The following is an 18086-nucleotide window of genomic DNA, read 5'->3' as shown; positions in this document are numbered from 1 at the left end:
GAAAGGAGATACCCGTATTGCAGAAAAGAATAGAGTGGATTGATGTTTCGAAGGGCGTGGGAATTATATTGGTCGTGTTGGGCCATACACCGACGCCGGATTGGCTGAAAACGTTCATTTTCGCATTTCATATGCCGCTGTTTTTCTTTCTGTCCGGCCTCGTTTACCATGATGGGAAGATGACTTTTACATCATTTCTTCTTAAAAAAATAAAGACGCTTCTTTTGCCGTACTTCATTTTTTCCGTTCTTGCCTATTTATTCTGGGTTCTCGTTGAGAGGCATTTTACGTTTACGGGGAGTTCGGATGTCGATCCGGTTGTACCGTTTAAAGGCATTTTTTATTCGATGCCTGATGACTACATGCTGACACACAACCCGGCGCTCTGGTTTTTAACATGCTTATTCCTCGTTGAAATGCTTTTTTTTATCGTGAAGAGATGGGGGAAAGGAAGGCTGTTTATCGTCATTGCCGTAATGGTGTCGGCCGCCTTGGGCTATTTGAATGATCAATTTGTGGGCATCAAGCTGCCGTGGAATATTGAAGTGGCCTTGACCGCCATCGTATTTTATTCGGCCGGTTTTCTGTCGAGAAATAGCCTGAGGGAGATGAGAGACGGAAGAACGCTGCTGCCAGCGCTTCTCTTATTCATCGCGGTCGGCTTTTTACAGACCCTGAACGTCAGAGTGGATATGAGGGCCAATGAGTATGGAAACATGGCGGTCTTTTATCTGACCTCATTTCTGGGAACGGCAGGCGTCATTTTCAGCAGTTTTAAACTCGAAAAAATGAAGCTACTCCAATTCCTCGGCAAAAACTCGCTGATCATTCTCGTACTGCACTACCCGGTCATCAGGATGCTGAAAGCCGTCGTCTACTACTTTACCCAGGTTTCCCTTGATGAGACATACGGTTCCCTGTTATGGAGCGCGCTTTACACCGGTATGACATTGCTTGTTATGGTGCCTTGCATCTTTTTATTGAACCGGTATCCGATCGTGCTTGGGCGGAAGAAATGCAATTAAAAAACTTGCAAAGGAGACTTTGCAAGTTTTTTTGAATTATTGAAGGTTAAAAGTGATTTTTTCATCATTCCAAAAATTAGAAGTGAAAATAACTTTATATGTTTTGCTCTTTTTTGTCTGAAAAGCGATAGTTCCAGAAACCTTACCGTCTTTTGTCAGATTTCCAGATGATAATTGGTTATCATCTGAAAGTGCATAAGTATTATGCGTAATTTGTCCATCTTCGTTTTGAATTTGAAAATCAAGCGGGTTGTAAGAAATATCTTTATCGCTTTTATTTTCTATGTTAACTGTTGCAATCACATATTCATTACCTTTTTTTGGTTTGATAAATTTATTGCCCATCGATTTTTTAACGTTGGTCACTGTGATTTGGGTGCCATCCAGATCAGCTGTTTCATTTAAACCAAATTCAGTTTTTTCTTTGGCATCGTCATTGCTTTTTTCTTCGCTAGTTTTTGCGGCTGTCGTCTTTGCACTGCTACCGGACGATTTGCTTTCTTGAGAAGAAGAGCCGCTTGAAGCGAATATCATGACGAATACGATGGATCCAATAATCGTGACATAGAACCACCATTTTTTAAAGACAAGGCCTTTATTCTCGCCGCTGAACAATGCTTTACATCCGCCGATTAATAGCAGAATAAGCGGAACGATATATGCCAGGCTGACGCCGACAGTTCCTCCTATTGCAGCCGCGATATAAAAAGTACCCGCTAATTTAGTATGTTTTTTTACGATACATGCACCGACGATGGCCAGTGCAGACAGCAAAATAACCGCCCAGGAAGATCCGATAACTTCTCCGGCGCCATCCGCTTCTAAAGCGGCGCCTAATCCTCCGAATAATAAACCTGAAAATCCTGCAAAAATCCCGAAAATACCGCCTAGTAACCCCAGTACAAATTCTGCTGTACGTTTGACAGGGGCTTGAAAATTCGTTTGTTCTGACATGTGATGTCCCCCTTATAAGCTATGTCATAATGTCTAAAACATATTAATCCAAAAAAGGAAAAAAGTCCATATATTTTTCGTGACTATTTTACTATTATTTTATATTGTCAGAGTTTTAAGGACTATTTTCGACTTTTTTTAATATCGTTTAAATTTTGGGTTTGTTTAATGTTTTTTAGAAGAATCATGCAGGGGAACTAAAGAAAAAATATTCAGAAAGAAGATGCCGACCTTTTAATCCTATGCAGCGTGAATAAATTGAGGTTTTCGCAAAATCCTTATACAGAGCGGGTTTTACCGGTTTTGACCCAACTGAAATTTGTTTCCTTAAATAAAAAAAGTTCTACTCTGACTATATTTCTGCAAGAAGTGAATCATGTTTCTATAGACTCACTCAAGTTTTGCTTTGTATGATTAAAAGCGAAAACACGGATGGGAAAGGAAGCTTTTTATGGAACGGTATGATGAATTAAAAAAAGGTGAAACCGGGGCATGGGTCAGCATCATCGCTTACATTGTACTGTCGGCTGTTAAATTGGCCGTCGGGCTTCTATTTCACTCCGAAGCCCTCAGAGCCGACGGACTGAACAATACAACAGATATTATCGCCTCAGTAGCGGTGCTGATCGGCCTCAGGATTTCTCAGAAGCCGCCTGATGAAGACCATCCGTACGGACATTTCCGCGCTGAGACGATCGCCTCGATGATCGCTTCATTTATCATGATGGTGGTCGGTCTTGAGGTGCTGTACAGCTCGGGTGAAATGCTGTTTAATCCGAAAGAAACGACACCGGACATGATTGCGGCTTGGACGGCGGCAGGCAGTGCCGTCGTGATGTTTTTGGTTTTCCTCTACAATAAAAGGCTGGCAAAAAAGGTAAACAGCCATGCCCTCTATGCAGCCGCCGCCGATAATAAATCGGATGCCTATGTCAGCATCGGAACGTTCGCAGGCATCTTTGCTTCGCAATTTAACCTTGCCTGGGTCGATACGGCAGCCGCATTTATCATCGGATTGATCATCTGCAAAACGGCTTGGGGGATTTTTAAAGAGGCGGCCCATTCTTTGACGGACGGATTCGATATTAAACATATTTCAACGTATAAAGAAACGATTCGGAAAGTTCCCGGCGTCGGCAAAATCAAAGATGTTAAAGCGCGTTATTTGGGCAGCACTATCCACGTGGAAATCATCGTGGAAGTGAGATCCGACCTCAACATTGCAGAAAGCCATGATATCGCCGATGAAATTGAGAGAAGAATGCAGGAGGAACACTCGATCGTTCATTCCCATGTTCACATCGAGCCATCTGGAGAAAAATAAGAAGCGGTCACTGACCGCTTTTTTTGTTTTTCACTCTGAAATTCGAAATAAAAAAAGACAAAACTCTATTTTCCTCCAGTTAGTTGTTTTCTGAGAGTACATCGTTTATGGTAAAGTTAAATAAATTCGATTCGTCAGCAATGAGGAGGAAGAGGATGGCATACGAAGAAACGCTGCATCCCGTTTTGGGAAAAGTAGCTGATAATATTGACAAAGTAATGGTAGGAAAGAAAGATATTGCCGTTTTAAGCCTGACTGCCATTCTTGCAAACGGACACGTCCTGCTGGAAGACGTTCCAGGCGTCGGAAAGACGATGATGGTTCGCGCCCTGGCAAAGTCAACCGGCGCTGAATTTAAGAGAATCCAGTTTACGCCAGATTTACTGCCTTCAGATGTAACAGGCGTTTCCATATATAATCCGAAAACACTGGAATTTGAATACCGTTCAGGCCCGATTATGGGAGATATCATTCTCGCAGATGAAATCAACAGAACGTCGCCGAAAACGCAGTCGGCGCTTCTGGAAGCGATGGAAGAAGGAAGTGTGACAGTAGACGGAGTGACAATGCCGCTTTCAAAACCTTTTTTTGTAATGGCCACACAAAACCCCGTCGAGTATGAAGGGACATATCCGCTGCCGGAAGCTCAGCTTGACCGCTTTTTATTCAAGCTGAGAATGGGATATCCGACAGTGCGCGAAGAGCTTCAAGTGCTCGATCTTCAGGAAAACCGCAGCCCGATTGAGGAAGTTGAGCCTGTCATAGAGAAAGAAGAGCTTGCCGCATTTCAAAAAGAGGCTGAAAAGGTGTATGTAGACGCTGCGATTAAAGAATACATTGTTGAGATCGCCCAAAAAACGAGGAGTCATTCCGCCGTTTATCTCGGCGTGAGTCCGCGCGGCTCAATCGCCTTGATGAAGGCTGCTCAGGCGTTTGCATTTTTATATAACCGTGATTATGTCATTCCTGATGATATTCAGTATTTGGCGCCTTTTACCCTTGCACACAGAATGATTCTACGGTCAGAGGCGAAATTTGAAGGAAAGCGGCCTGAAGCTGTTCTTCAGGACATTATGTCAAAAACGGAAGTTCCGGTCAGAAGGCCGATGAGCAACTGATGAGAGAGCGCATCGGTCTTGTGAAGTACGGATGGAAGCTGTTTATCGTGTTTCTTCTGTTTGCTTCAACGTTTTGCTATGCGATGTTTCAAGGGGGATTTGTCAGCTGGTTTTTGTTCTACTCATTTCTTCCCTTTGTGCTTTATGCTTTCATGCTTGCCTTTTATCCGCTGAAGAACATGACAGCGGAGCGGAGGCTGAGCCGCGGGCAGTATAAAGCCGGTGATCAATTGGAGGCTTTTGTCGTGCTAAAGAGAAAATGGCCCTTTCCGATCATGTTTATGATCGTGGAAGACTGTCTGCCTGATTCGCTGGGGAGAAACGGGCGTTCGGCAGAAGCCAAACAGTTTCTCTTTCCTTGGTTTAAAAAAGAAATTAAGATGACGTACACGATCAATTCGGTCCCGAGAGGAGACCACCGTTTAGCAAAAATCAGGGTCCGCACAGGTGATCCGCTCGGACTGCTGGAAAGAGAATGCGAGATTCAATTGGAAGACTCCTTTCTCGTTCTGCCTTCCTATCAAGAGATTACTTTCCGCGCCAGCGGAAGCTCTTATGATGAACATGCAGGCCGCGTTTCAGAGCTTCGCCGAAAGGACAGCACACTGGCATCAGGTATCAGGGAATACCAGCCGGGCGACCGGTTTGCATGGGTCGACTGGAAGACGTCAGCACGGCGCAGCCAGCTGATGACGAAGGAATTTGAGCAGACGAAAGGGGATGACCTGCTCGTCTTCATGGATCAGTCTCCCTCTGATGCTTTTGAAGAGATCGTCGCGTTTACCGCTTCTATCATTCGTTCTGCCATGAGGAGCGGGACGAATGCAGGGCTTGTTTCCACAGGAAAAGAGCGGAATGTCTTCCCGGTTCGGCAAGGGGAGGAGCATCTGAGAAAGCTGTTTTACTACTTGGCGCTTGCCGATTGCGATGCGGTCCAGCCGTTTCACAGTCTGCTGGAGGGGGAATTTGGCCATCCGGATATGAGAAAAGCCGTTAAATATATTGTGACAAGCCGCATTACCAACGAATTGGTGCAGGTTTTGAAGAAACCGCTCTCCGGCGGACTGCCCGTCATTTGTTTGGTGAAGAAAAAAGGCGGAGCTCTCTCAAGTGAGGAAAGCGCCGCTGTCCAACAATTAAAAGCGCGGGGGATTGAAGTGAACGTCATTTACGGGGAACATTTTTCCCGGGGTTTTGCTGAAGCGAGGTGAGAAAATGTTGTCCGGGGGAAAAAGAAACAGTTTCGGTTTATTGCTTTTTTATGTCCTAACCTTTTTGCTGCTGTGGGAATGGCTGCGTCCTTTGCAGTATTTTACTGATACGGGGCACACCGTCTTTTTTATTTTGTTTATTGCCTTAGTATTCTTGCTTACATTTTTTAAGGTCCCTTGGTTTATCAGATTTCCGGTCAGCCTTGGCTTCGTTCTGTTTGCGCTGCACACGATTTTTTACGAAGGATCGGTGTTTTCACCTTCATGGATTGCCCTGCTTTTTCAGGATTTAAATCAAAATTTCTCCTATATTTTCTCCGGCATGTGGCGGGATATGTCGCCGTTGTTTCGGACGCTGCTCTTTTACGTCCTTCTTTGGCTGCTTGTATACTTGCTGCATTACTGGGTGATCTATCAGCGCAGAATTTTATTCTTTTTTATCATGACCGTTGTTTATATCGCGGTGATCGATACATTTACGCCGTTTGACGCATCATATGCGATCGTCCGGATCGTGCTGATCGGCTTTTTGCTTCTCGGCCTGCTGTATTTGGAACGGATCAGGGAATCAGAAGCGTTAAAATCCTCAAGATCGCGGTTTGCCAAATGGTTTACACCGCTCTTATTGATGACTGCCGCCGCCGTTTGCATCGGCGCGGTCTCGCCGAAAGCCGATCCCGTCTGGCCTGATCCGGTGCCGTTTCTGCAGACGGCTGCGACAGGCGATTTTGCTTCCTCAGGCAAAAGCAAAGTCGGCTATGGAACGAATGATGAGGCATTGGGCGGGCCATTTTCAAAAGACGATACATGGGTATTTACGTGGCAGGGAAATGAACGAAGCTATTTCAGGGTGGAAACGAAAAGCCGCTATACAGGTAAAGGCTGGATTGAAGACGAAAAAACGGGCGCGTCCATCCAGCTTGACAAGGGTGAGCTGGATTACCAGTGGTACGACGAAGGCGTGAAGACCGAAACGCGCAAAGCGATCGTCGATATCGATCCGGCTTATCGGTACGATCACGTCCTGTATCCGATTGGGACGACTGAAATCAAGCTCAACAATTTCTTTGTGCCGCTCCGCATGAACTTAAACACAGAGAAAATAAAACCGGCCGGCAAGACAGGCGCGGACATTCAGAACCTGGAAAGCTATTCGGCCACCTATAAATCACCCGTCTTTGATGTTGATCAGCTGAGGAAGGTCAGCTTTGAGTCGGAGGGAAAATGGAGCAGAAGCCATGAGAAGTATCTGCAGCTTCCCACTTCCCTTCCCGACCGCGTGAAAACATTGGCGCACGATTTAACGAAAGACGAAGATAATATATATGACAAAGCGAAAGCGATTGAGAAGTATCTCGGTTCTTCCGAGTTTTCTTATGAAACGGAAGATGTGGCTGTTCCTAAAGGAGAGCAGGATTATGTCGATCAGTTCTTATTTGAGACGAAAATCGGCTACTGCGACAATTTTTCCACAGCTATGATCGTGCTGCTGCGGTCGGCCGGAATACCGGCCCGCTGGGTGAAAGGCTATACATCCGGTGAATATGCAGGAACGACGGCAGACCGGAAACGGACGATTTACGAGGTGACAAACAACAATGCCCATTCCTGGGTTGAAGTGTACTTTGAAGGACAAGGCTGGGTTACGTTTGAACCGACGAAAGGCTTTTTAAATCCGGAGCAGCTCGTTGAAGAGTCCAGCGGCCGGCAATCTGGCGCGGCTTCTGATAAAAAAGAAGATGATAAGAAAAACGACGGAGGTCAGCGTCCGCAGGATGTAAAAGAACACAACAAAGAGAAGCCCGAACCTCAGACAAAGCGTGATGCCAATGGCGGTTCTCATGCCGGCAGCGGGGATGCAGACCGTACCCTTTTGACTGGTGCGGCCGTACTCGGTCTGTTGCTGGCGTTGACAGCGGTGCTTTACTTTACAAGGGCAAAATGGATGCCGCACATCATCATCAACAGGCTGAAAAAACGGCGTGATGGCGCGGTTTTCTTCAAAGCTTACGAAGAGCTGCTCCGCCAGCTGAAGCGCCAAGGCATGCAAAAAGAAGAAGGGCAGACGCTGCGCGAGTTTGCGAAGACGGTTGATGAACGCTTTCAAAACGGTGAAATGACAGCTTTGACCCGGCAATATGAACGGGCTTTGTATCGAAAGGAAGACGCCGCAAAGCTGTGGAATGATTCGGCGGAGTTATGGGAAAATTTAATTAAAAAGAGATAGTCTTGACCGCTTTCAGTCGTATTGTTAGAATAAGTGAATATTAAAAACCCTTATATATTCTTGCTGGCAGGCTCGGCGGCTTATCTATCGGACAAGCCGGGCCTTGTCCCGTGAATGGGGGCAGGACGGCCGTGTGTCTGCCGCCATTTTTTCTGTGCAAAAAGACAATTTGATAAAGAGGTGACACCATGACGAAGTTAGTAAATGAAATGATTCTTGTGTTGGATTTTGGAAGTCAGTACAACCAGCTGATTACCCGCCGCATTCGTGAGTTTGGTGTATACAGTGAATTGCATCCTCATACGTTGACGGCAGAGGAAATTAAAGAAATGAATCCGAAAGGAATTATTTTGTCCGGCGGTCCGAACAGCGTTTATGACGAAGGATCTTTCCGCTGCGACGAAAAGATTTTCGAACTGGATATCCCTGTTCTTGGCATTTGCTACGGCATGCAGCTGATGACGCATTACCTTGGCGGAAAAGTAGAAGCGGCGAGCCAGCGCGAATACGGAAAAGCGAACATTCATATCGAGGGTGAACCGGATCTGTTTAAAGATCTTCCAAACGAACAGGTCGTCTGGATGAGTCATGGTGATCTAGTTGTTGAAGTTCCAGAAGGCTTTACCGTTGATGCGACAAGCCATCATTGCCCGAATTCAGCAATGAGTAAGAAGGATAAGAAATGGTACGGCGTACAATTCCATCCGGAAGTCCGCCATTCAGAATACGGAAACGACCTTTTGAAAAACTTCGTTTTCGGTGTTTGTGAATGTGCCGGCGAATGGTCAATGGAAAACTTTATTGAGATTGAAATGCAGAAAATCCGCGAAACAGTCGGCGATAAGCAAGTGCTGTGCGCCTTGAGCGGAGGGGTTGACTCCTCTGTCGTTGCGGTCTTGATCCATAAAGCGATCGGCGACCAGCTTACTTGTATTTTCGTAGACCACGGGCTCCTTCGAAAAGGCGAAGCGGAAGGCGTGATGAAGACGTTCAGTGAAGGCTTCAACATGAACGTGATCAAAGTTGATGCGAAAGACCGATTCCTGAACAAGCTTAAAGGCGTCTCAGACCCTGAGCAAAAACGTAAAATCATCGGTAATGAGTTTATCTACGTGTTTGACGATGAAGCGGAAAAACTGAAAGGTATTGACTTCCTTGCACAGGGAACGCTTTACACCGACATTATCGAGAGCGGAACAGCGACAGCTCAGACGATCAAATCGCATCACAATGTGGGCGGACTTCCGGAAGACATGCAGTTTGAACTGATCGAACCGCTGAATACGCTCTTCAAAGACGAAGTGCGTGCGCTCGGTACCGAGCTCGGCATCCCTGACGAAATCGTGTGGCGCCAGCCGTTCCCGGGTCCAGGCCTCGGCATCCGCGTTCTTGGAGAAGTGACGGATGAAAAGCTTGAAATCGTCCGCGAATCAGATGCGATTCTCCGCGAAGAAATCGCCAAAGCTGATCTCGAAAAAGATATTTGGCAATACTTCACTGTTCTTCCTGATATCCGCAGCGTCGGCGTCATGGGAGACGCAAGAACTTATGACTATACGATCGGCATTCGCGCCGTGACATCGATTGACGGCATGACATCCGACTGGGCGAGAATTCCTTGGGATGTCCTTGAGACAATCTCGACACGGATCGTCAATGAAGTGAAGCACATTAACCGTGTGGTTTACGACATTACGAGCAAGCCGCCTGCAACAATCGAGTGGGAATAAGACAAATGCCCCAGCCTTTATGAGGCTGGGGCGTTTTTTATTGGGAGAGGAATCAGTTATATTCATTGCTTTCATCACCGCAACAGCTCTGTTTCTGCTCAAGAAAAAAATAATTTCCCGAATGGCCTTATCAGGCGTCCTCTGTCTGTTCGCCGTACTTGCGTTCATTTTTTATTTTGCTGCAACGGTGAACTTTACATCCGTCAGTCTGGAAAACGAGAGTATTGCAGGCTTAAAAATCGGCGACAGCGTTAAAAATGACCATCGATTTGTAAAAAGTGGAACAGGGGTTGTGGAATATAAAGCCAAAAATATGTCAGGCGTAAAAGCAGAAATAGATAAACAGGAGAAAATTGTGCTATTGTTCAATATTTCTTCCGCTCAAACCGTGACTATTGCAAAAGGCATCAAAATCAACGATACACTTCAAACAGTGGTCGAAGCATATGGAAAAGAATATAAAGAGCTTTGGTTTGTCGAAGGGTATGAAACCGGAATACAATATCAGGATAAAAAAAGAGACGTGGTGCTTGAATTTTATTTCAATGATCACAAGGTGCACTTGATTGAATTGAAGAAAACAGGGAATTAACCCGCTGCAGACCACGGTCAGAATCTGGAAAAAACAACGAACGAAGCGAACATTAAAATCATTAATGTTCGTTTTTTTGTATTGTGTTCAGCGTTAGATATTGCTACAATAGTATAGTAATTCAAAAAAGACTTGTCGTATAATCATGGGGATATGGCCCATAAGTTTCTACCAAGCTACCGTAAATAGCTTGACTACGCTTGTATACAATATTTTGTCCGTGAAAAAAACATTTTTTCAGTATGAAATATGCCGTAGTCAAGCGTCCCGCCAATTGGGGCGTTTTTTGTTTAAAAGCAAAGGTTTTTGAAACAATAAAAGCGACAGACAAACGAGAGGAGTATACCATTTTGAAGCGTTACTTTCAGTTTGAAGAATTGGGTACAAACTACCGGAGAGAAATGATCGGCGGACTTACCACATTTTTGTCCATGGCATATATTTTGATCGTCAACCCGCTTACCCTTTCTCTGGCGTCGGTGGAAAATTTCCCGGATGCATTGAGGATGGATCAAAGCGCGGTCTTTACGGCAACAGCGGTTTCAGCAGCTGTCGGCTGTTTTATCATGGGGCTGCTTGCGAAGTATCCGATCGCCCTTGCGCCCGGAATGGGGCTTAACGCATTCTTTGCATTCTCCGTTATTCTGAACATGCAGATTCCATGGCAGACGGCCCTTTCCGGCGTTATGGTTTCCGGACTAATTTTTATCGCTCTTTCGCTGTCCGGTTTGAGGGAAAAAATTATCAATTCGATTCCTTATGAGCTGAAAATGGCTGTCGGTGCGGGAATTGGTCTGTTTATCGCTTTCGTCGGTTTGCAGGGCTCCAAAATCGTCGTATCCAACCCGGATACCATTGTGTCGTTTGGAAATATTCATTCAGGTCCCGTTCTTTTGACTGTTTTCGGACTGATCATTACTGTCATTTTAATGGTATTGCGCGTGAACGGCGGCATTTTCTTCGGTATGCTGCTCACGGCGATTGTCGGCATGATCTTCGGTCAGATTGATGTTCCTGACAAAATTGTCGGTGCTGTTCCCAGCCTTGCACCGACATTTGGACAAGCCTTTATCCACCTTCACGATATCTTTTCGGTGCAGATGCTTGTCGTTATTTTAACGTTTTTATTCGTCGACTTTTTTGATACGGCCGGTACATTGGTGGGGGTTGCATCACAAGCCGGTTTGATGAAGGATAACAAACTGCCGCGCGCTGGCAGGGCTTTGCTTGCCGATTCTTCCGCAACTGTTGCCGGAGCGATCCTTGGTACATCGACTACGACCGCTTATGTTGAGTCAAGTGCCGGGGTAGCGGCCGGAGCGAGAAGCGGTTTTGCGGCGATCGTAACAGGCGCTTTGTTCTTGCTGTCGCTGTTCTTCTCGCCTGTCCTCAGCGTTATCACTTCGCAAGTGACGGCGCCTGCTTTAATCATCGTCGGCGTGCTGATGGTGGCGAATCTCAACAAAATCGACTGGACGAAGTTTGAGATTGCGGTGCCCGCATTCTTCACGATGATCGCGATGCCGCTGACATACAGCATCGCCACCGGAATCGCGATCGGATTTATTTTCTACCCGATCACGATGATCTTTAAAGGCAAAGCAAAAGAGATCCATCCGATTATGTACGGATTGGCTGTTGTATTCATTCTTTATTTCATTTTCTTGAAATAAGGTGTGCTGTGCGAAAAAGGCTTGTTCATTTGGACAAGCCTTTTTTATTTTCAAATCATTAAAAACGGAACCTTCCGCCTTCGTTTTTCGTCATATATAAGGGCTGCCGCATCTATGATAAAAAGAGGTTTGTCTTGACTGTTTCACACAGCTTATGTAATTTATAAAAGTGCTTTTCATTTATGTAAAGCTTTTGAATAGAATAGGAGTTGCTTATATGATTGAAGAACATCACAAACGAAATGAAGATGATATAGAAGAACCTGCTTCGAGGATGTCGAGGAATTCCCGGAAAAAAGCGAAGAAAAGCAAGGAGACGAATCCGTCTGCGGCGAAAGTCAAATCGGTGATGGAGAGCGTGATTGCCGCTTTGTTCCGCTATTTCAGCTTTGTGCTCGATATTTTAAAATCCCCGGTGCGCAGCGCACTTGATTTTGACCGGTCTTATTTTAAGTATTCCGTTATTTCAATGACGCTTTTAGCCGTTTTCTTTTCGCTCGGCAACTTTTATCAGCTGCTTGCGGGCAGGGGGAGAATTCTCGGGTTCGGCGTGTCAGTGCCGTTCCTGGAAGTGTTTTTGGTTGTGTTTATCTATTGCATGGCTTTCATGTTTTGGATGGCAGCATCGAGCTGGGTTGTATCGAATTTTATGCTCAGGTATAAAGTTTCATTTTTCGATATCACGGCAAAGTACGGTTCTCTATTGGTTCCGTTTATCGTCCCCGCCGCTTTGTGGATGATATTCGCGATTATCAACTTCACGGCCGCGACGGTGATTCTCTCGATCGTCATCTTTATGGGATTGACATTCGGGACTTTTACGCTGATTCAATCGATTTATGAAAAAAGCGAAAAAGCGCGGTTTGACCTGATGTACTGTGTGTTTACCGTCTTTTTGCTTGAATTGGTATTCGTTGCGGCAACATGGAAGCTGGTAGGCGGATACTTGTTGTCGTCGCTTATTCCTGTTTAAGGAGATATTGCCGGTTCTTCTTGAAGAACCGGTTTTTTCTCCGCATTAATTCTGAGTTGACTCATAAGAATAATATATATTTTAACCAATAAGATGGGGGAGTGATCGATGGCTAACTTTCTTCGAAAAGCTGTAAAACAAAAAAAGGAGTATTTAATCAGGCAGCTTGCAAAATCAGGGCGGCTGGACAATTTGAAAGACCTCTCGTCATACACGCTGAGCGATTTGGAAAAGGAGCACCGCAAACTGAGCGAATCCGTTGGAGATCGTCAGCGGGATCATAAGCACCAGCTCTGAAAGACGTTCATTTGAACGTCTTTTTTAATTGTGTTTCAATGCTTTGAAACCGGCAGAAAAAGGGTAAACTGATGGGAGTGAGCAATGTCGAAAAATTTTGTGGTGAAGCAGGGCCATTACAGGATTGTGTATGGAGAATTTCTCTAGTAGAATATGATTGCTTTGCATCTAAAGGAGGGATTTCAATTGCTTCACTCAGCACTATTGAATGGTGTGATCATGGTTGGAATTATTCTGGTTATCAATATTATATACGTAACGTTTTTAACCCTTCGAATGATACTGACTCTTAAAGGCCAGCGGTATCTCGCCGCTTTTATCGGGACAATCGAAATGCTTGTCTACGTCGTCGGGCTGGGGCTCGTTCTAGATAATTTAAATCAAATCCAAAACGTGATTGCTTACGCGGTCGGATTTGGAATCGGAATCATCGTCGGCACGAAAATTGAAGAAAAGCTCGCTTTGGGCTATATTACCGTTAACGCCATTACGAAAGAGCTTGATTTGGATTTGCCGAAACAGCTCAGGGAAAAAGGCTACGGCGTCACCCACTGGGTCGTCGGCGGACTTGAGGGAGACAGAACGGCGATGCAGATTTTGACGCCGAGAAAATACGAACTGCAGCTGTACGAAACGATTAAATCAATCGATTCAAAAGCATTTATCATTTCCTATGAACCGAAGACGATACACGGCGGATTCTGGGTGAAAGCCGTAAAGAAAAGGAGAATTAAAGAATAATGACAAAGCCGAAAAAAAAGCGCTTTGAAGTAACGGAAGGCGAAACGATCGAATCCGTGTTGACGAAGATGCAGGAAGAAGGCTATACACCGGTGCGTCGAATGGAGGAGCCGGTCTTCAAAGAAACAAAGGAAAATGGAACGATTCAGGTTGTTCCGTGCGGAAGAAAAATTATATTCGAAGGTAAATTACTCTAAACCCGAACATTAGAACAACAAAATATACTATCGTTCGATAATGTCGTTGACATTATCACAGTCCGTTGTTAAGATAAACATGACATGAAAACACATCCTCATATAATCTTGGGAATATGGCCCATAAGTCTCTACCCGATGACCGTAAATCATCGGACTATGCAGGAAAGTGGACAATAAACTGACATGGAGATCGCGAGAAGCGGACTAACTGACGATACACGCGCCATGCCCGGTTTGTGTTGCTTCCTACAAATGCAATACATGCCGGGCTTTTTATATGCGAAGAATAACAGCTAAAGGTGGGACAAAAAGATATGCAGCCTCTTCTTGGTGTTATCATGGGAAGCACATCTGACTGGGAAACGATGAAACATGCCTGCGGCATCCTCGATGAACTGGGAATTCCGTACGAAAAAAAGGTCGTCTCCGCACATCGGACGCCTGATTTAATGTTCGAATATGCCGAAACGGCGCGGGAAAGAGGCTTGAAAGTCATCATTGCCGGAGCGGGCGGAGCCGCTCACCTGCCGGGAATGGTCGCAGCCAAAACGACGCTGCCCGTCATCGGTGTGCCGGTTCAGTCAAAAGCGCTGAACGGTCTCGATTCGTTGCTTTCAATCGTTCAAATGCCGGGCGGTGTACCCGTTGCGACCGTTGCCATCGGCAAAGCGGGAGCGGTCAACGCCGGACTGCTTGCGGCGCAGATTTTGTCAGCTTTTGACGAAAAGCTTGCCGGAAGATTGGATGAACGAAGGGAAAGCATCAGAAAAACCGTGTTGGAAAGCAGTGATCAGCTTGTATAAACAAACGATTTTTCCGGGAGCGACAATCGGCATTATCGGAGGCGGACAGCTTGGCAAAATGATGGCGGTCGCGGCCAAACAAATGGGCTATAAAATCGCTGTTGTTGACCCTGTCCCTTCATCACCGTGCGGACAGGTCGCAGACCTTGAAATTACGGCTGCTTATAATGATCGCGAAGCGATACGGAAGCTTGCCGAAGCGAGCGATGTGATTACTTATGAATTCGAAAACATCGATTATGATGCGCTGAACTGGCTGAAAGAGCACGCTTACCTTCCGCAAGGGAGCGAGCTGTTGCTCCTTACGCAAAACAGGGAAACCGAGAAAAAAGCGATTGAATCAGCGGGCTGCAAAGTCGCCCCGTACCGAATCATTCACGACCGGACGGAACTGGAAGCATCCGTAGCGGAGCTCGGTCTTCCGGCGGTGCTGAAAACTTGCCGCGGCGGGTATGACGGAAAAGGGCAGTACGTCCTGAAACAACAAGCACAAATCGGGGAAGCCGCAGCACTTTTACAGCACGGCACATGCATTTTGGAAAGCTGGGTTCCTTTCAAAATGGAATTGTCCGTGATCGTGACGAGATCGGTTCACGGAGAGACAACCGTTTTTCCGGCGGCAGAGAACATCCATAAACAAAATATTTTATTCCAGAGCATCGTCCCGGCACGGGCCGATAAAGCGGTTCAGGAACAAGCGGCAGCACTTGCCCTCAGGCTTGCCGAAAAGCTTCAGCTTGTCGGAACACTGGCCGTTGAGCTTTTCCTGAAAGAAGACGGCGAACTTCTCGTCAATGAGCTAGCGCCGCGGCCGCATAATTCCGGCCATTACACCCTTGATCTTTGCGAAACGAGCCAGTTTGAACAGCATATCCGTGCTGTCTGCGGACTGCCGCTCGGCAAAACGGACCTTCTGAAGGAAGGAATGATGGTAAACCTTCTCGGAGATGAAGTGTACATGGCTGAAGAAGATCCCGAACTATTAAAAGAAGCGAAGCTTTATATATACGGAAAGCATGAAGTCAAACCGGGCCGCAAAATGGGGCATATCACATTTTTAAGAACACCCGACAATGAATGGATCGGGAAGATGACAGAAAAGTGGATTGAAAGAGATGGAGGACGAAAACAATGATCGAACGTTATTCAAGACCGGAAATGGCTGCGATTTGGACGGATGAAAACAGATTCCAAGCATGGCTGGAGGTTGAAATACTGGCTTGTGAAGCTTGGGCTGAGCTCGGCGTCATTCCGAAAGAAGATGTGAAGGTTTTGCGGGAAAAAGCGTCATTTGACATCAACCGCATCTTTGAAATCGAGCAGGACACGCGCCACGATGTCGTCGCATTTACCCGCGCCGTATCGGAAACGCTTGGCGAAGAGAAAAAATGGGTGCACTACGGACTGACATCAACAGATGTGGTCGATACAGCTCTTTCCTATCTATTAAAACAGGCGAACGATATTTTGCTCAAGGACATTGAGAGATTTGTTGACATCTTGAAAGAAAAAGCAAAGGAACATAAATATACGGTCATGATGGGACGCACACACGGCGTGCATGCAGAACCGACGACATTTGGCTTGAAGCTCGCCCTTTGGTATGAAGAAATGAAGCGCAACCTGGAACGCTTCAAGCAGGCGAAAGAAGGCATCGAAGTCGGTAAAATTTCAGGCGCCGTCGGAACGTACGCGAACATCGATCCATTCGTCGAGCAGTACGTATGTGAGAAGCTCGGCTTAAAACCGGCGCCGATTTCAACACAGACGCTGCAGCGAGACCGCCACGCCGATTATATGGCTGCACTGGCGCTAGTTGCGACAAGCATCGAGAAATTCGCCGTTGAGATCCGCGGCCTCCAAAAAAGCGAAACCCGCGAAGTCGAAGAATTTTTCGCAAAAGGCCAAAAAGGTTCTTCTGCCATGCCGCATAAACGCAATCCGATCGGTTCGGAAAACATGACGGGAATGGCGCGCGTCATCCGCGGCTACATGCTGACCGCCTATGAAAATGTACCGCTTTGGCATGAACGCGACATTTCGCATTCGTCAGCAGAGCGCATCATTCTGCCTGATGCGACGATCGCGCTGAACTACATGCTGAACCGCTTTGGCAACATTGTGAAAAACTTGACCGTGTTCCCTGAAAACATGAAGCGCAACATGGACCGTACACTCGGATTGATCTACTCTCAGCGCGTTCTACTCGCTCTCATTGATACCGGCATGGCGCGCGAAGAAGCGTATGACACCGTTCAGCCGAAAGCGATGGAAGCATGGGAGAAACAAGTGCCGTTCCGCCAGCTTGTCGAGGCTGAGGAAAAAATTACGTCCCGACTGTCTCCGGAACAAATTAACGACTGCTTTGATTACAATTACCACTTGAAAAACGTCGACTACATTTTTGAACGTTTAGGCTTAGCGTAGAATCGACCGCCCGCTTTAACAGGCGGGGGTCTAAAAGATGAAATATTTCCAACATTCGGGTTAGGAGGCCTTCTGTGAATATTGTGAAAAATGAACTTTTATATGAAGGAAAAGCGAAAAAGATATACCTGACGGATGATGACAACACGTTGTTTGTCGAATACAAAGACTCGGCGACGGCTTTTAACGGAGAAAAAAAAGCCGAGATTGATGGAAAAGGCCGTTTAAATAACGAAATTTCCAGCCTGATTTTCACAAGGCTTCACGAGAAGGGAATCAACAACCACTTTGTTGAACGAATTTCAGAAACGGAGCAGCTCATTAAAAAAGTGACGATCATCCCGCTTGAAGTCGTTGTCCGCAATGTCGTTGCGGGAAGCATGTCCAAACGGCTCGGCATTTCGGAAGGCACGGAGCTGGAGCAGCCGATTATCGAGTTTTACTACAAGGATGACGCGCTCGGCGATCCACTGATCACAGAAGACCATATCCGGATTTTAAACGCGGCTGAGCCTGAACAGGTGGAGAAAATCAAATCGATTACGAGACAGGTAAACGAAGAGCTGCAGACGATTTTCGCGGCTTGCGGTGTCAGATTGATAGATTTCAAGCTTGAATTCGGGCGCGATAAAGACGGCGAGGTCCTGCTGGCCGATGAGATTTCCCCGGATACGTGCCGGCTGTGGGATAAAGAAACGAATGAAAAGCTTGATAAAGATGTGTTCAGAAGAAACCTGGGCGGATTGACGGATGCATACGAAGAAATATTCAAAAGACTTGGAGGCATGTAA

General features: G+C 46.1%; 17 protein-coding genes, 1 pseudogene and 2 riboswitches. Of the genes and pseudogenes, 16 read left to right on the top strand and 2 right to left on the bottom strand.

Going from position 1 to position 18086, the window contains the following annotated elements; translation table 11 throughout:
• The first annotated feature begins 17 nt into the window (after positions 1–17).
• Complete coding sequence (locus M1E03_RS18080) at positions 18–1025, top strand: acyltransferase family protein (protein WP_229129508.1); 1008 nt, start codon at positions 18–20, stop codon at positions 1023–1025.
• Between the two features lie 36 nt (positions 1026–1061).
• Here the strand turns inward: M1E03_RS18080 and M1E03_RS18075 are convergent, their stop codons facing one another.
• A complete protein-coding gene (locus M1E03_RS18075) occupies positions 1062–1640 on the bottom strand; it encodes a DUF4352 domain-containing protein (protein WP_458110812.1) in 579 nt (192 codons plus the stop codon).
• Positions 1635–1979: pseudogene (locus tag M1E03_RS18070) on the bottom strand (DUF4064 domain-containing protein); the annotation flags it as partial. The pseudogene M1E03_RS18070 and the gene M1E03_RS18075, both read right to left, overlap by 6 nt.
• 451 nt (positions 1980–2430) lie before the next feature.
• Here M1E03_RS18070 and M1E03_RS18065 point away from each other — a divergent pair.
• The 15 genes from M1E03_RS18065 (at position 2431) to purC (ending at position 18086) form a co-directional block, all read left to right on the top strand.
• Positions 2431–3303 (top strand): cation diffusion facilitator family transporter, encoded by an 873-nt coding sequence (locus tag M1E03_RS18065; RefSeq protein ID WP_020450423.1) that lies wholly within the window; start codon positions 2431–2433, stop codon positions 3301–3303.
• 155 nt (positions 3304–3458) lie between these two features.
• Positions 3459–4421, top strand: coding sequence for an AAA family ATPase (locus M1E03_RS18060; RefSeq protein WP_020450424.1), 963 nt, complete (start codon positions 3459–3461; stop codon positions 4419–4421).
• The gene (locus M1E03_RS18055) at positions 4421–5632 is read left to right on the top strand and encodes a DUF58 domain-containing protein (RefSeq protein WP_229129507.1); all 1212 of its coding nucleotides are present in this window, start codon (positions 4421–4423) and stop codon (positions 5630–5632) included. Before M1E03_RS18060 ends, M1E03_RS18055 begins: the two co-directional genes overlap by 1 nt.
• 4 nt (positions 5633–5636) lie before the next feature.
• Positions 5637–7859, top strand: a complete 2223-nt coding sequence (locus M1E03_RS18050; RefSeq protein WP_219192613.1) for a DUF4129 domain-containing transglutaminase family protein — start codon at positions 5637–5639, stop codon at positions 7857–7859.
• 188 nt (positions 7860–8047) lie between these two features.
• Positions 8048–9589, top strand: coding sequence for a glutamine-hydrolyzing GMP synthase (gene guaA, locus M1E03_RS18045; RefSeq protein ID WP_020450427.1), 1542 nt, complete (start codon positions 8048–8050; stop codon positions 9587–9589).
• Between the two features lie 40 nt (positions 9590–9629).
• A complete protein-coding gene (locus tag M1E03_RS18040; RefSeq protein WP_229129506.1) occupies positions 9630–10181 on the top strand; it encodes a hypothetical protein in 552 nt (183 codons plus the stop codon).
• A gap of 115 nt (positions 10182–10296) precedes the next feature.
• Positions 10297–10398, top strand: a riboswitch (purine riboswitch).
• A 133-nt stretch (positions 10399–10531) separates the two neighbouring features.
• On the top strand, positions 10532–11854 hold the full coding sequence (locus M1E03_RS18035) for an NCS2 family permease (RefSeq protein ID WP_020450429.1): 1323 nt from the start codon (positions 10532–10534) through the stop codon (positions 11852–11854).
• Between the two features lie 217 nt (positions 11855–12071).
• Positions 12072–12827 carry a BAR domain-containing protein gene (locus tag M1E03_RS18030; RefSeq protein WP_020450430.1) on the top strand — a complete coding sequence of 252 codons (756 nt, stop codon included), beginning with the start codon at positions 12072–12074 and terminating at the stop codon, positions 12825–12827.
• A 108-nt stretch (positions 12828–12935) separates the two neighbouring features.
• Positions 12936–13124: a hypothetical protein gene (locus M1E03_RS18025; RefSeq protein ID WP_020450431.1), complete on the top strand. Its 189-nt coding sequence runs from the start codon at positions 12936–12938 to the stop codon at positions 13122–13124.
• 219 nt (positions 13125–13343) lie between these two features.
• Complete coding sequence (locus tag M1E03_RS18020; protein ID WP_369878949.1) at positions 13344–13865, top strand: DUF2179 domain-containing protein; 522 nt, start codon at positions 13344–13346, stop codon at positions 13863–13865.
• Positions 13865–14062: an NETI motif-containing protein gene (locus M1E03_RS18015; protein WP_020450432.1), complete on the top strand. Its 198-nt coding sequence runs from the start codon at positions 13865–13867 to the stop codon at positions 14060–14062. Before M1E03_RS18020 ends, M1E03_RS18015 begins: the two co-directional genes overlap by 1 nt.
• Before the next feature lie 78 nt (positions 14063–14140).
• Positions 14141–14243: riboswitch (purine riboswitch) on the top strand.
• A gap of 136 nt (positions 14244–14379) precedes the next feature.
• Positions 14380–14868: a 5-(carboxyamino)imidazole ribonucleotide mutase gene (gene purE / locus M1E03_RS18010; RefSeq protein ID WP_020450433.1), complete on the top strand. Its 489-nt coding sequence runs from the start codon at positions 14380–14382 to the stop codon at positions 14866–14868.
• On the top strand, positions 14861–16003 hold the full coding sequence (gene purK, locus M1E03_RS18005; protein ID WP_025810313.1) for a 5-(carboxyamino)imidazole ribonucleotide synthase: 1143 nt from the start codon (positions 14861–14863) through the stop codon (positions 16001–16003). Before purE ends, purK begins: the two co-directional genes overlap by 8 nt.
• Positions 16000–17295 carry an adenylosuccinate lyase gene (gene purB, locus M1E03_RS18000; RefSeq protein ID WP_020450435.1) on the top strand — a complete coding sequence of 432 codons (1296 nt, stop codon included), beginning with the start codon at positions 16000–16002 and terminating at the stop codon, positions 17293–17295. The genes purK and purB overlap by 4 nt, the downstream gene beginning before the upstream one ends.
• Positions 17296–17369: 74 nt before the next feature.
• The gene (gene purC, locus M1E03_RS17995; protein WP_035337053.1) at positions 17370–18086 is read left to right on the top strand and encodes a phosphoribosylaminoimidazolesuccinocarboxamide synthase; all 717 of its coding nucleotides are present in this window, start codon (positions 17370–17372) and stop codon (positions 18084–18086) included.

This window comes from Bacillus sp. PK6-013 (assembly GCF_054161445.1).
Note: the sequence above shows the minus strand (reverse complement) of the source record. Positions and strands in the feature narration are given on the sequence as shown.